This is a genomic window from Pseudomonas sp. AB39(2026) (genome assembly GCF_059831485.1).
The window spans coordinates 3,842,814-3,855,237 of record NZ_CP195212.1; the positions used below are offsets into that span (position 1 = coordinate 3,842,814).

Sequence of the window (12,424 nt, forward strand, 5' to 3'; positions counted from 1 at the left end):
CTCCTTGAAAGAAGTCGCGCATTGGCCAATGCCAGGGCGCCAGAATCGCCCATGCGCTGGGCTTAAACCATTGACCTGCACAACTGCCTGGAGGTTCTATTTTTTGTACACGAATTACCCGCGCACGTTGCCTAATCGATAGCCGCGTGTTCGCCTCCTTTTGGGGCAGTATCCCAGCCGGTAGCGTGCACGGTTTTGGGGCGGGATACGCGGTCTACCAGGTACACCAAGCTGTGGTAATCCAAGCCACTGTGCTCGCTCAAGCCCACCTCACAGGTGCGGCTGGTGGAAATGCCTTCGCTGCAATGCTGTACGGCCCTTCGCAAGGTACGCAGGGCATGGGCGTTCAGTTCGGGCTGAGTAAAGCCCTTGTCGCCTGCAAAGCCGCAGCAGTGAATCCCTTCCGGCACCACCACCTGCTGGCTACAGCGCTTGGCAATCTCCAACAGTGCCTGGCTTTGGCCTAGGTGCTGGGTGCTGCAGGTTACGTGAACGGCTACAGATGCGGCTTGTGGGGTGATGTCCAGTTTGTCCAAGAGGTGGCTGTGGATAAATGCCACGGGGTCGTACAGGTTCAGGCGAGTGTCGGTAGTGTTTTCCACCAATCGCAACGTGCAGGGGCTGGTGTCGCAGTACACCGGGTCCAGGCCGCCCCGGCTGGCTTTCAACAGCGCGGCCATCAGTGCCTCCCGCTTGGCGTTGCCTTGGGTGGCATAGCCTTTGGAGGTGAAGGGCTGGCCGCAGCACAGGGCCTCCAGGCCTTCGGGGAATATCACTTGGTAGCCGGCTTTCTCCAGTAGCTGGCAGGTTTTTTCCACAAGGGGCGTCTGCTCGCGGTCCGTGGCCGCTGGCCCCATGGCACGGGCCACGCAGGCGGCCAGGTATACCACCCGGGGGCGGGTACTCTGGCTCGCATTGGGTTCGGGCAGGGGCGTGGCCGGTTGAGGCATTGCCAGGGGCCAGTGGGGCAGGGCGCCTTTGCTCAAGGTGCGCAGGCGCGCTGCGTAGCGGGCTATCCGAGGCGCACCCAGCAGCCGTTGGGCGCCGTCGATCAGGCGCAACCCCATGCGTGCACCGGCCAGGGCGGTTGTGAAGTGGTCGGCGGCCCAAGTGGCGACGCGTGGGTGCCGGGCGGTGGCGCCGCGCAGTTGCCGGATAAGGTCCCCGGTGTTGATGCCGACCGGGCAGCGTTCGGCGCACAGGCCGGTGGCGGCGCAGGTGTCAATGCCCTGGTACTGGAACTGATGTTCGAGGCGGCTGACGTCTTGTCCGTCGCGGCGGCGTACCTGAATGTCTCGCCACACCACAATGCGCTGGCGGGGGCTGAGGGTAAGCCCGCGGGACGGGCACACCGGTTCGCAGAAGCCGCATTCAATGCATTTATCCACAAGCGTATCGGCGGCGGGCATGGGCTTGAGGTGTTTCAGGTGGACTTGTGGGTCTTCGCTCAGCACCACGTTCGGGTTGAGGATGCCGAGCGGGTCCAGCAGGCGTTTGAGGGTCCACATCAGCTGGTAGGCCTGGGTGCCCCATTCCAGTTCCACGAAGGGCGCCATGTTGCGGCCGGTGCCATGCTCGGCTTTTAACGAACCGCCGAATTCCACGGCCACCAACTGCGCCACGTCGGCCATCAGGGCTTCATAGCGGGCGACCTCTTCTGGCTGGCTGAAGCCTTGGGTGAACACGAAGTGCAGGTTGCCCTCCAGGGCGTGGCCGAACAGGATGGCTTCGTCGTAGCGGTGGGTGTCGAGCAGAGCCAGCAAGCGGTTAACGCCTTCGGCCAGGCGCTCTACGGGAAAGGTCACATCCTCGATGATGACCGTGGTGCCTGTTTCACGCACGGCGCCCACGGCGGGGAAGGTGCCTTTGCGGATGGCCCACAGTTGCGCGTATTCAACAGGGTCGGTTGTGAAGGCAATGGATTGTTCCACCTCGAAAGCCGCGAGGGTGGCCATTACCTCCGCCACATGAGTGTGCACGCCTTCTACAGACGTGGCTGCGCATTCGATCAGCAGGGCGCAGGCGCCTGGGGATAAGTCTTTGACGAAAGCGGGCATGCCGGGTTTGTGCTGCACCGAGCGCAGGCTGCGGCGGTCCAGCAGCTCCACGGCCTCCACCGGGCAGCAGCGCAGGGCAGTTACAGCAGTGCAGCAGACCTCGACGCTGGGAAATACCACCAGGGCTGTGGCCTTGTGGGGCAGGTCCACCACAGTGTTGTAGGTGACGGCGCTGATAAACCCCAGGGTGCCTTCAGAGCCCACCAGCAGGTGGCTCAAGATATCCACAGGGTCGTGGTAATCCACCAGGGCGTTGAGGCTCAGGCCGGTGGTGTTTTTAAGCCGGTACTTGTGGCGAATGCGTGAAGCCAGGGCGTGGTCGGCACGTACCTGCTCGCCCAGCTGTTGCAGGGTGGCGAGCAGCGGGGCGTGGCTCTGCCGAAAAGCCGACACGCTGGGCGGGTGTTCCGTGTCCACGCAGGCGCCATCGGCCAGGACCATCCGCAGCCCGGCCAGGGTGTGGTAGGTGTTGTGGGCGGTGCCGCAGCACATGCCGCTGGCGTTGTTGGCCACGATACCGCCTACCTTGCAGGCGTTGAGGGAGGCTGGGTCTGGCCCTAGCTTGCGGCCATAGGGCTTGAGCCAGGCATTGGCCTGGGCGCCGATCACGCCGGGTTGCAGTCGGATCTGCTCGCCTTGGTGGCGAATGCTGTGGCCGTTCCAGTGATCACCCAGCACCAGCAGCACTGAATCGCTCACGGCCTGCCCCGACAGGCTGGTGCCCGCGGCCCGGAAGGTGACGGCCACGCGCTCGGCAGCTGCTGCCCGCAGCAGGTCGATCACTTCGGCCTCGTATTCAACGCGGATCACCAGCTTGGGCAGCAGCCGATAGAAACTGGCGTCGGTGCCGTAGGCCAGCAGGGCCATGGGGTCGGTAAAGCGGCGTGCCACGGGAATCAGCCGTTCAACCATGGCCATGAATGCGGCTGGCAGGCTCATGCATCCTCCAGAATCAATACCACCAGGTCTTTCGGCCCGTGGGCGCCGTAGGCCAGGACCTGTTCGATGTCGGCGGTTTTCGACGGGCCGGACACCAGCAGCGCGTTCGTGGGCATTTGAGTAGCCCAGTTGAAGCGCTGCATCACCTCATACAGGTTGCTGTGGATCTCACTAGCCTTCAGCAGGGCGAAATGCACCGGGGGCACCAGGCTCATCAGCCGGGGCTCGTCGGCGGTGGGCCACAGGATCAGGCTGCCCGTGGCGGCAATGGCACCCAGGGTGCCGGTGAGGCTGGCCGGGGTGTCGTTGAACAGCTTGGCTTTCCACTGTTCGATGGGCCGGTCGTAGGCGTGGGTGTGTGGGGCGTCGGGCAGGTCTTCCCAGGCGCAGAGCAATTGGCGGCCATGGGCGGTGGCGGGCGCAATAAGCAAGCTGTCCACCGCCTTGGTGTGCATCAGTTGGGCGAGCAACAGGGGCCAGCGGCCGGTGGTGGTGAGGTGGGTTTCGGTGTGCACCGTTTCCATCAGTTGACGCAGGCGAGCGATACGTTCTTCGGGTGGGTAGGTCCAGGGTGCAGTCACCAAGGCGGCATCGAAGTTATCCACAATGGGGGTGGTGCCCTGCAGGCTGGCGCGCAGTGTGTTGAGGATGCTGTTCCGCGCACTCATGGCGTTTTCCTGTTCAGGTGCTCGGCCGCCAGCTCATGCAGGGACCGGGGCGCAGGCGTTGGCGCGCTGTGGTGCTGCGTCCAGGGGCCTGCGGCGGCAGGGGCCAGTGCGCGCAGGCGCGTGGTCATTTTCAGGAAGGCGCGGTACAGCCGTGGCGAGCTGTTAAGCCGCGCCCAGGTGTTCCAGGCCAGGCGCTCCTTGCGTGAGTATTTGCTCCCTTGCCCGCGCAGCAGCGGTGCACCTTCGGTAGGCGCTTTGACGTTCTCTTCTCGCAGGCGGCGCAGCAAGGCCGGGATGGGAATCTTGACCGGGCACACTTCGCCGCAGGCACCGCACAGGGACGAGGCGCTGGGGTGGTCGGGGGCATTTTCCAGGCCCACCATGTGGGGGGTGATGATTTTGCCGATGGGGCCAGGGTACACCTGGCCATAGGTATGGCCACCCACGCGGGTGTACACCGGGCAATGGTTCATGCAGGCGCCGCAGCGGATGCAGTTGAGGGTCTGGCGCAGTTCGCCGTCGGCAAAGGCCTGGCTGCGGCCGTTGTCCAGCAGCACCAGGTGCACTTCCTCGGGGCCGTCCAGCTCCCCGGTCTTGCGCGGGCTGGAGATCATGTTGACGTAGGTGGTGATAGGAATGCCCAGCGCCGAGCGTGTGAGCAGGGACAGCAGCGGCACCACGTCGCGCAGGTTTTCCACCACCTTCTCGATGCCGGTGACCGCGATATGTACCGGGGGCACGCTGGTGACCATGCGGCCGTTGCCTTCGTTTTCCACCAGCAGCAGCGTGCCGGTTTCGGCGACAGCGAAGTTCACGCCAGACACGCCGATATCCGCCTCGAAGAACTTCTGCCGCAGCACGCGCCGGCCGATCTGGATCAGCGCATCTACGTCCTGGGTGTACTCCACCCCCAGCTTGCGCTCGAACAGGGACGCGACCTGGCCGGCATTCTTGTGGATGGCGGGCATGATGATGTGGGAGGGTTTTTCGTGGTCCAGCTGCACGATGAATTCGCCCATGTCCGCTTCCAGGCATTCGATGCCTTGGGCGGCCAGCACGTCGTTCATCTCCATTTCCTCGCTGACCATGGACTTGCCCTTGATCACCTGGCGCGCTTCATGGGTGGCTACAATGCCCAGCACAATCTCGTTGGCCTGTTCCACCGTTTCGGCCCAATGCACCTGAATGCCTTGGCGGGTGAGGTTGCGTTCCAGGGCTTCCAGCAGGTCGGGCAGCTTAGAGAGCGCGCGCGCACGAATAGCGTTACCCAAGGTGCGCAGTTGCTCCCGTTCCTCGGCGTCGGCGAAGGCTAGGGCGCGCTTGGTCATGAGTGAATCCATGGCTGTGCGGAAGTTGCTGCGCAGTTGGCTATCGCCTAGGGCTACATGGGCGCGCTCACGAAAGGTGCTGGGTAGTTCCTGGGCGGGAATACGGGTGGCGGTGCTCATTGGGCACCCCCGGTGCGTTGCCACAGAAAGCTGGCCAGGTGTTGCCCGCGCAGGGGCTGCTGCTGTTTCTCCAGGGCACCGTTGATGTTCATCAGGCAGCCGCAATCGGCGCTGATGACCTGGTCGGCGCCGGAGTCCATCAGGTAGCGGGTTTTGTCGGCGACCATGGCGCCGGAAATGTCCGGCATGCGTACGCTGAACGTGCCGCCGAACCCGCAGCATTCGCTTTCGTGGCTGTGGTCCACTCGCTCCACCTTGCTCAATTGGGCCAGCAGCGCGCGGCCGTGCAGGTGCGTGTTCATTTCGCGGCGGGCCGAGCAGGAGGTGTGCAGCGCGACCTTGAGGGGGGCACCTTGGTCGTTCAGGGTGACCTGGCACACGTGCAGCAGGAACTCCGCCAGCTCATAGGTACGGTCGGCCAGGGCCAGGGCCTGTTCACGCCGTACCGGGTCGCCCTTGAACAAGGTAGGGTAGTGCTCGCGAAACATGCCCGCGCAGGAGCCGGACGGCACCACCACCGGCCAGGGTTCGGCAAACAGCGCCAACTGTGCGGCGGCCACGGTACGGGCCTGGTCGGTGTAGCCACTGGTGTAGGCCGGCTGGCCGCAGCAGCTTTGGTTTTGGGGGTAGTCGACAGCGATGCCTTCGCGCTCCAGCAGCCGGATAGCGTCCAGGCCGGCACTGGGGAAGAAAATATCCACTACACAGGTGCCGAACAGGTACACCCGGGCGGGTTTGGCCGTGGGGTACGTTCGTGTGGGTGCTACAGGAGCGGCCACGCGGGTCGCGTTAGGCGCGGCGTTGTAATAGAGCTCGCTCATCAGGTGTGTGCTCCGCAAGGGCCCGGTTTGTTATAGGTAGGCGCGGGCGCGTTTGGCTCGAATGGGGCTGCCCATTCACACGTGCTGATATGAGGTTAGTTCGACCTTGTGCGGCGTTCTAGTGAGATTGCGAGGATAGACCGCTGTAGGAGCGTGCGAAGCGCGCGAAAGCGTGTTCGCAGGCTGTCGCCAGCTCCCACAGAGCACGTGTGTAGCGCGCGAAAGCGATATTCGCGCGCATACGAAAACATGCGCGAAGGGCTATTCGTCGCCCTTGCCCTTGTTGCGCACGGCGCGCTGGATCTCGCGGGCGGAATCGCGTTCGCGCTCGGTGTCGCGCTTGTCGTATTCCTTCTTGCCCTTGCCCAGTGCTATTTCGCACTTGATCAAGTGCTTGCTCCAGTACAGCGCGGTACACACGGCAGCGTAACCTTTCTGCTGTACCGAGGAATGCAGGCGCTCCAGCTCTTTCTTGTTGAGCAGCAGCTTGCGCGTACGGGTAGGGTCCGCAATCACGTGGGTGCTGGCGGCGGTGAGCGGCGTAAAGTGCGAGCCGAACAGCCAGGCTTCGCCGTCCTTGAGCAGCACATAGCTGTCGACCAGCTGCGCCTTGCCAGCCCGCAGGCTTTTGACTTCCCAACCGGCAAGTACCAGCCCCGCTTCGAAGCGGTGCTCGATGAAATAGTCGTGCCGCGCTTTCTTGTTCAGCGCGATTGTCCCCGTAGGGTGCTTCTTTTGCTTGGCCATAGGGCGCGCATTATAGGGGCAAGTTTGACGCTCGGCTACGGTTTGTGCGCGTTTCAAAGGCACTACGAGCGGTTGAGCCGCCACGACGAATCCCGGACAATGCGCGCTCATTTTTGTTCAGGGGCAGTAAACGGATGTCGAGTGAAAAGGTATCCGTCCATGGAAGCTGGGCCAGCCGCTGGGTATTCATCCTGGCAGCTACCGGTTCTGCGGTCGGGCTGGGTAGCATCTGGAAATTCCCTTACATGGTGGGCGAGTACGGCGGCGGTGCGTTCGTGCTGGTGTTTCTGGCGTGTATTGCGTTGATCGGTGTGCCGGTGATGCTGGCTGAAACCCTGATCGGCCGCCGTGCCCGGCAAAGCCCGGCCAATGCCCTGGCGTCCCTGGCGCGGGATGTGGGCCAGCCTGCCGCTTGGTCCTGGGCGGCCTTTGCCGGCATGCTCACGGCCTTGCTGATCCTGTCCTTCTATAGCGTGGTGGGCGGGTGGTCGTTCGACTACATTTTGGACATGGCCAAAGGGGACTTCCAAGGCGTCACGCCCGATCAGGTGGGTGCCTATTTCGGCAATGTCATCGGCGATCCGCTACGGCTGATCTTCTGGCACAGCGTGTTCATGTTCACCTCCGCCGTGGTGATTGCCAAAGGCGTGGTAGGTGGCTTGGAGCGCAGCCTGCGCATCATGATGCCGCTGCTGTTTGTGCTGTTGGTGGTGCTGCTGGGTTACAGCATGACCACCGGGCACTTCATGCAGGGCCTGCATTTCATGTTCGACTTTGACGCCAGCAAGGTGCTGGACGGGTTGCTGCCCGCCATGGGCCATGCGTTCTTCTCCCTAAGCGTGGGCGTGGGCTCGATCATGATCTACGGGGCCTACATGCCCAAGAGCGCGTCCATTGGCGGCACCATCGTTTCCGTGGCCCTGCTGGACACCTTCGTGTCGCTGCTGGCAGGTGTGGCGCTGTTCCCCATCGTGTTCGCGGCCGGGCTTAACCCCAGCGAAGGGCCAGGCCTAATGTTCGTGACCCTGCCTTATGCCTTCGGCAGCGTTCCCTTCGGCCAGGTGATGGGTGTGGTGTTCTTTATTCTGGTAGGGGTCGCTGCCTGGAGCTCAGCCATTTCGCTGCTCGAACCCATGGTGGCGTACCTGGTGGAGCGGCACAAAATCTCCCGCGCCTGGGTCTCCACCTGGCTGGCGCTGGCCTGCTGGCTGTTCGGCCTGGGCACCGTGTTTTCCTTCAACCTGTGGAAGGAAGCCAAATTTTTCGTGAACGATGCCGCCGGCTTTCACCTCTATCAATGGGGAGCCCAGGCAGGCCTGGACTTCTTTGGGGTGGTGGATTTCTTCACCTCACGAATCATGCTTCCGCTCGGCGGGCTGTGCTTTGCGGTATTCGCCGGCTGGGTGATGGGGCGCGCTGCGGTGCGCGACGAGCTGGCCATGCGGCATCCGCTGGCCTTCGAGGCGACCTTCTTTTTGATGCGCTATGTGGCGCCGTGCGGCATCCTCATCGTATTTGCTGCCCAGCTTTGGAAATGACGCGTCCATGACAACCCATATTCAACGTTCCGCCCTGCTTCCTTATCCCGCCCAGGCCCTGTACGACCTGGTGAACGACGTTGCGCGCTACCCGGAATTCCTGCCGTGGTGTTCGTCCACCAAGGTGCTGGACAGTACACCAACGTCCATGCGCGCCAGCTTGGAAGTGGCCAAGGGTGGCCTGAGCCAGCGCCTGGTGACCCGCAATGAGCTGGTACCAGGCGAGCGCATCGAGATGAACCTGGAGGAGGGGCCTTTCACCCAGTTGCATGGCATCTGGGTATTCAAGCCCTTGGGTGAGAAAGCCTGCAAGATCAGCCTGGACCTGGCCTTCGACTATGACGGCCCCATTGTGCGCGCCACCTTGGGGCCACTGTTCAACCAGGCGGCCAACACGCTGGTGGATGCGTTCTGCCAGCGCGCCAAACAGCTCAATGGCTGACGCCAGTCGTCGGCAAAGCGAAGGCAAAAAAAAGCCCGGTGCATGAGCCCGGGCTTTTTTTTGCAGGTGCATGTTACCGCGGCGAGCTTTCGATCGGCTGCGGGCTAGGCACGGGAATCGGCTTGGCCTGGTCCACATCACGCTGGATGTCTTCAAGCAGCGACCCTGGCTGGGGCGGTGTTTCTGGCTGCTGCTGTGGCTGGGCAGGTGCCTGGTCGGCAGGGGCGGCGCTGTCCTTGCCCAGAATGGCGTCGTCGCGGCTCACACCTGGCATGAAGTCACCCGACAGGCTGGCCAGCTGGTCGTTGCCATTGAAGAACACGCTCACGCGCTCCTGCTGCCGACGGGCGCCACCTTGCTGCATGCTGTACAGGTAATCCCAGCGGTTGGGATGGAAGGTGTCCACCAACAGGGGGTTGCCCATGATAAACCGCACTTGCCGCCGGGTCATTCCAGGCCTCAACTGGTCTATCATGTCCTGCGTGACGACATTGCCCTGCTGGATGTCGATCTTATAAACCCCGGGGAACGAACAACCGGCGAGTGCGAGCAGGCTCACGAGGGTGAGGCTGGTAAGCAAGTGCTTGGTGTTTTGCATCGGTGGGCGACTTCCACTATCTTGGCTGGGTCAACAAAGCCCCGATCATACCCGCATTGAATCAAGCTGCGAAGCAGCATCGGCGAGAAAGCTGACCATGGTTGAAAACAACGAATTACGAAAAGCAGGCCTCAAGGTGACCCTTCCACGGGTCAAGATCCTGCAAATGCTTGACTCGGCCGAGCAGCGCCACATGAGCGCTGAGGACGTGTACAAGGCCCTCATGGAAGCGGGAGAAGATGTTGGCCTGGCCACGGTGTACCGTGTACTGACCCAATTCGAAGCTGCCGGGCTCGTGGTTCGCCATAACTTCGATGGTGGCCATGCAGTGTTCGAACTTGCCGATGGCGGCCACCATGACCACATGGTAGACGTGGAGTCGGGCGAGGTGATCGAGTTCTTCGACAGTGAAATCGAGAAGCGCCAGAAGGAGATTGTGGCCGAGCACGGCTTCGACCTGATGGACCACAACCTGGTGCTGTACGTGCGTAAGCGCAAGTCGCTAGGTTGACCAACAAACCCCGCTTTCAATGCGGGGTTTTTGTTTGGCGAGAGGCTGGCTTCTGCCAACAGCCGTAGGTATTTACAGGCAAATAGCGTGCACAAGGTTCCGGGGCTACGCCTTCGGCTACGACCGGTCCCACAGCAAGCAAGCGGCTTAAAGCACAGCTTTGCTGATCAACCCTTGGCGCTGACCACCATTTTCTTGGCATGGGCAATGGATTCCTTGGTCAGGTCCACCCCACCCAGCATGCGCGCCACTTCCTCGATACGCTCGGCCTTGGCCAGGCTGCGAACGGCGGTGCGTGTTTCGTCGCTGCCACGCAGTTTGTGCACGAACAGGTGATGGTGCCCTTGAGCGGCTACCTGGGGCAGGTGCGTCACGGTCAGTACCTGGCCGCGATCACCCAGCCGGCGCAGCAACTGGCCTACGATCTCTGCGGTAGGGCCGCCGATGCCCACGTCCACTTCGTCGAACACCAGGGTAGGGGTGCGCGAAGTTTGAGCAGTGATCACCTGGATGGCCAGGCTGATACGCGACAGCTCACCCCCCGACGCGACCTTGGCCAGGGACTTGATAGGCTGGCCGGGGTTGGCGCTTACCATCAGTTCCGTGCTTTCCAGGCCATTGGGGTGCAGGTCCTTGCCGTCATGGGGTTTCAATTCGATACGGAAGCGGCCACCCGGCATGCCCAGCCGGTGAATTTCTTCCTCTACCGCCCCTGCCAACCGTTGCGCCGCTTCGGTGCGCAGAGCGCTGAGCTCGGCCGCCTTTTCCTGATAGTGCCGGGCAAAGGCCGCCAACTCGCCTTCCAGGCGCTCGATAGACTCGTCGCACGCTGCCAGGCTTTCCACTTCGTCGAACAGCTTTTGTTGCAGGGCCGCGACCTCGGCCGGCTGAATGCGGTGCTTGCGCGCCAAGGTATAAATAGTGTCCAGGCGCTCTTCGACCAGTTGCAGGCGCGCAGGGTCGGCTTCGAAGTTGTCTACGAAGCGGTTCAGTTCACCCACTGCTTCTTCGACCTGAATCTGAGCCGAGGCCAGCATGTTCGCCGCTTCCTGCAAGGCGCGAGGCGGGTTGTCCACTGAGGTAAGCCGGTTCAGGCAGGCACTGAGTGCGTCCATGATGTTGCCCGCGTCGCTTTCCGAGCACTGCTCCACCACTTGCCGGCTGGTGGCGAATAGCCCCTCGGCATTGGCCAGGTTTTTCTGGGCGTCTTCAAGTTCCTGCAGTTCGTTTTCGCCCAGCGCCAGGTTTTCCAGTTCTTCCAACTGGTAGCTGAGCAACTGATGGCGGGCACGTTGTTCATCGCTGGTGCTGGATAAACGGTGAATTTCCTGGCGGGTTTGCCGCCACCGCTGGGCTGCCAGCATTACCTGCCGGGCCAGGTCGCTGGCGCCGGCGAATTCGTCCAGCAGGCGGCGGTGCGTGTCTGGCTTGAGCAAGGTCTGGTGCTCGTGCTGGCCATGGATGTCGATCAGCAGCTCACCCAACGCCTTGAGGTCACTTAACGGGCTGGGCGTGCCATTAATGTAGGCACGGGAACGGCCTTCGCTGGTGATCACCCGGCGCAGAATGCAGTGGGCGTCGGTTTCCAGGTCCCGCTCGGCCAGCCAAGTGCGCGCATCGGGGATGTCGGTCACGTCGAAGGTGGCCAGCACATCCGCCTTGTCAGCACCAGGGCGCACTACGCCGCTGTCTGCACGGGCGCCAAGCGTGAGGCTCAGGGCATCGAGCATGATGGACTTGCCGGCACCCGTTTCACCGGTGATTACGCTCATCCCGCGTTCCAGTTCAAGGTCCAGGTGTTCGACGATGGCGTAGTTGTGAACGGACAGGTGTACCAGCATGGTCACGATCCCCAAGGCGTGAAGGTCTGGTTATTTATACAGTGCTATTGGGGCGCCTGACAATCCCATCTGCAAGGCGATCCGATAGCCGTTCAGCGCCTGACTGAGAATTTGCTCACGCCTTAGCCCTTGAACCTCGCAATCACGGCCCCCATATAGCCGGCATCCAGCGAGGTATTGCTCGCCGACGTACTCAAAGGAGAATTCCATGGCTGAAGAAAAGACTCTGGACGAACAGAACCCGGACCTCACCCCGGCACCAGAAGCCACGGGCGATGACCTCGCTGCACAGGTGCAGGCGCTCGAAGAGCAACTGGCCGCCGAGAAGGACAAGGCACTGCGCGTTGCCGCTGATGTGCAGAACATCCGCCGCCGTGCCGAGCAGGACGTGGAAAAGGCGCACAAGTTTGCGCTAGAGAAGTTTGCCGGTGACCTGCTGCCTATCGTTGATAGCCTTGAGCGCGGCCTGGAGCTGTCCAGCGGTGAAGACGAAGCCCTGCGCCCCATGCGCGAAGGCATGCAACTGACCCTGAAAATGTTCGCTGATACCCTCAAGCGCTACGGCGCCGAGTCGGTAGACCCGCACGGCGAGCCGTTCAACGCCGAACACCATCAGGCCATGGCCATGCAGGAAAGCGCCGACGTCGAGCCCAACACCGTACTCAAGGTGTTCCAGAAGGGTTACCAGCTCAACGGCCGCCTGCTGCGCCCGGCCATGGTTGTGGTCAGCAAGCCTGTGGCACCGGCCACGCCTTCGATCAACGAGAAGGCTTGAAATCCGTAAAGCGGCCCCCATCTAGTCGTCAAGCGTTCG

At 62.5% G+C, this 12,424-nt stretch carries 11 protein-coding genes; 4 read left to right on the top strand and 7 right to left on the bottom strand.

Going from position 1 to position 12,424, the window contains the following annotated elements; genetic code table 11:
- Window positions 1-131 precede the first annotated feature (131 nt).
- The 5 genes from ACSAMW_RS17625 to smpB form a co-directional block, all read right to left on the bottom strand.
- Window positions 132-2,996 carry an FAD-binding and (Fe-S)-binding domain-containing protein gene (locus tag ACSAMW_RS17625; protein ID WP_500591394.1) on the bottom strand — a complete coding sequence of 955 codons (2,865 nt, stop codon included), beginning with the start codon at window positions 2,994-2,996 and terminating at the stop codon, window positions 132-134.
- Window positions 2,993-3,664 (bottom strand): LutC/YkgG family protein, encoded by a 672-nt coding sequence (locus ACSAMW_RS17630; RefSeq protein WP_500591395.1) that lies wholly within the window; start codon window positions 3,662-3,664, stop codon window positions 2,993-2,995. Before ACSAMW_RS17630 ends, ACSAMW_RS17625 begins: the two co-directional genes overlap by 4 nt.
- Complete coding sequence (locus ACSAMW_RS17635; protein WP_500591396.1) at window positions 3,661-5,112, bottom strand: LutB/LldF family L-lactate oxidation iron-sulfur protein; 1,452 nt, start codon at window positions 5,110-5,112, stop codon at window positions 3,661-3,663. The genes ACSAMW_RS17630 and ACSAMW_RS17635 overlap by 4 nt, the downstream gene beginning before the upstream one ends.
- Window positions 5,109-5,933: a (Fe-S)-binding protein gene (locus ACSAMW_RS17640; RefSeq protein ID WP_500591397.1), complete on the bottom strand. Its 825-nt coding sequence runs from the start codon at window positions 5,931-5,933 to the stop codon at window positions 5,109-5,111. Before ACSAMW_RS17640 ends, ACSAMW_RS17635 begins: the two co-directional genes overlap by 4 nt.
- A 261-nt stretch (window positions 5,934-6,194) precedes the next feature.
- Window positions 6,195-6,680, bottom strand: a complete 486-nt coding sequence (gene smpB, locus ACSAMW_RS17645) for an SsrA-binding protein SmpB (protein WP_168085630.1) — start codon at window positions 6,678-6,680, stop codon at window positions 6,195-6,197.
- 134 nt (window positions 6,681-6,814) lie between these two features.
- Between smpB and ACSAMW_RS17650 the strand changes: the two genes are divergently transcribed.
- Both ACSAMW_RS17650 and ACSAMW_RS17655 read left to right on the top strand, forming a co-directional pair.
- Window positions 6,815-8,218, top strand: coding sequence for a sodium-dependent transporter (locus tag ACSAMW_RS17650; RefSeq protein ID WP_500591398.1), 1,404 nt, complete (start codon window positions 6,815-6,817; stop codon window positions 8,216-8,218).
- A gap of 7 nt (window positions 8,219-8,225) precedes the next feature.
- Complete coding sequence (locus ACSAMW_RS17655; RefSeq protein ID WP_168085632.1) at window positions 8,226-8,660, top strand: type II toxin-antitoxin system RatA family toxin; 435 nt, start codon at window positions 8,226-8,228, stop codon at window positions 8,658-8,660.
- 73 nt (window positions 8,661-8,733) lie between these two features.
- Here ACSAMW_RS17655 and ACSAMW_RS17660 read toward each other — a convergent pair whose 3' ends face one another.
- A complete protein-coding gene (locus ACSAMW_RS17660; protein ID WP_500591399.1) occupies window positions 8,734-9,258 on the bottom strand; it encodes an outer membrane protein assembly factor BamE in 525 nt (174 codons plus the stop codon).
- A gap of 97 nt (window positions 9,259-9,355) precedes the next feature.
- On the opposite strand from ACSAMW_RS17660, the gene fur reads away from it, so the two are divergent.
- A complete protein-coding gene (fur, locus tag ACSAMW_RS17665) occupies window positions 9,356-9,769 on the top strand; it encodes a ferric iron uptake transcriptional regulator (protein ID WP_168085634.1) in 414 nt (137 codons plus the stop codon).
- Between the two features lie 167 nt (window positions 9,770-9,936).
- Here the strand turns inward: fur and recN are convergent, their stop codons facing one another.
- Window positions 9,937-11,610, bottom strand: a complete 1,674-nt coding sequence (gene recN, locus ACSAMW_RS17670) for a DNA repair protein RecN (protein ID WP_500591400.1) — start codon at window positions 11,608-11,610, stop codon at window positions 9,937-9,939.
- A gap of 208 nt (window positions 11,611-11,818) precedes the next feature.
- On the opposite strand from recN, the gene grpE reads away from it, so the two are divergent.
- Window positions 11,819-12,385, top strand: a complete 567-nt coding sequence (grpE, locus tag ACSAMW_RS17675; protein ID WP_500591401.1) for a nucleotide exchange factor GrpE — start codon at window positions 11,819-11,821, stop codon at window positions 12,383-12,385.
- Window positions 12,386-12,424: the final 39 nt, after the last annotated feature.

Excerpts from the sequence above, each read along its gene's own strand:
- ACSAMW_RS17625 (WP_500591394.1), bottom strand. The coding sequence starts at position 2,996 with ATGAGCCTGCCAGCCGCATTCATGGCCATGGTTGAACGGCTGATTCCC.
- ACSAMW_RS17630 (WP_500591395.1), bottom strand. The coding sequence starts at position 3,664 with ATGAGTGCGCGGAACAGCATCCTCAACACACTGCGCGCCAGCCTGCAG.
- ACSAMW_RS17635 (WP_500591396.1), bottom strand. The coding sequence starts at position 5,112 with ATGAGCACCGCCACCCGTATTCCCGCCCAGGAACTACCCAGCACCTTT.
- ACSAMW_RS17640 (WP_500591397.1), bottom strand. The coding sequence starts at position 5,933 with ATGAGCGAGCTCTATTACAACGCCGCGCCTAACGCGACCCGCGTGGCC.
- smpB (WP_168085630.1), bottom strand. The coding sequence starts at position 6,680 with ATGGCCAAGCAAAAGAAGCACCCTACGGGGACAATCGCGCTGAACAAG.
- ACSAMW_RS17650 (WP_500591398.1), top strand. The coding sequence starts at position 6,815 with ATGTCGAGTGAAAAGGTATCCGTCCATGGAAGCTGGGCCAGCCGCTGG.
- ACSAMW_RS17655 (WP_168085632.1), top strand. The coding sequence starts at position 8,226 with ATGACAACCCATATTCAACGTTCCGCCCTGCTTCCTTATCCCGCCCAG.
- ACSAMW_RS17660 (WP_500591399.1), bottom strand. The coding sequence starts at position 9,258 with ATGCAAAACACCAAGCACTTGCTTACCAGCCTCACCCTCGTGAGCCTG.
- fur (WP_168085634.1), top strand. The coding sequence starts at position 9,356 with ATGGTTGAAAACAACGAATTACGAAAAGCAGGCCTCAAGGTGACCCTT.
- recN (WP_500591400.1), bottom strand. The coding sequence starts at position 11,610 with ATGCTGGTACACCTGTCCGTTCACAACTACGCCATCGTCGAACACCTG.
- grpE (WP_500591401.1), top strand. The coding sequence starts at position 11,819 with ATGGCTGAAGAAAAGACTCTGGACGAACAGAACCCGGACCTCACCCCG.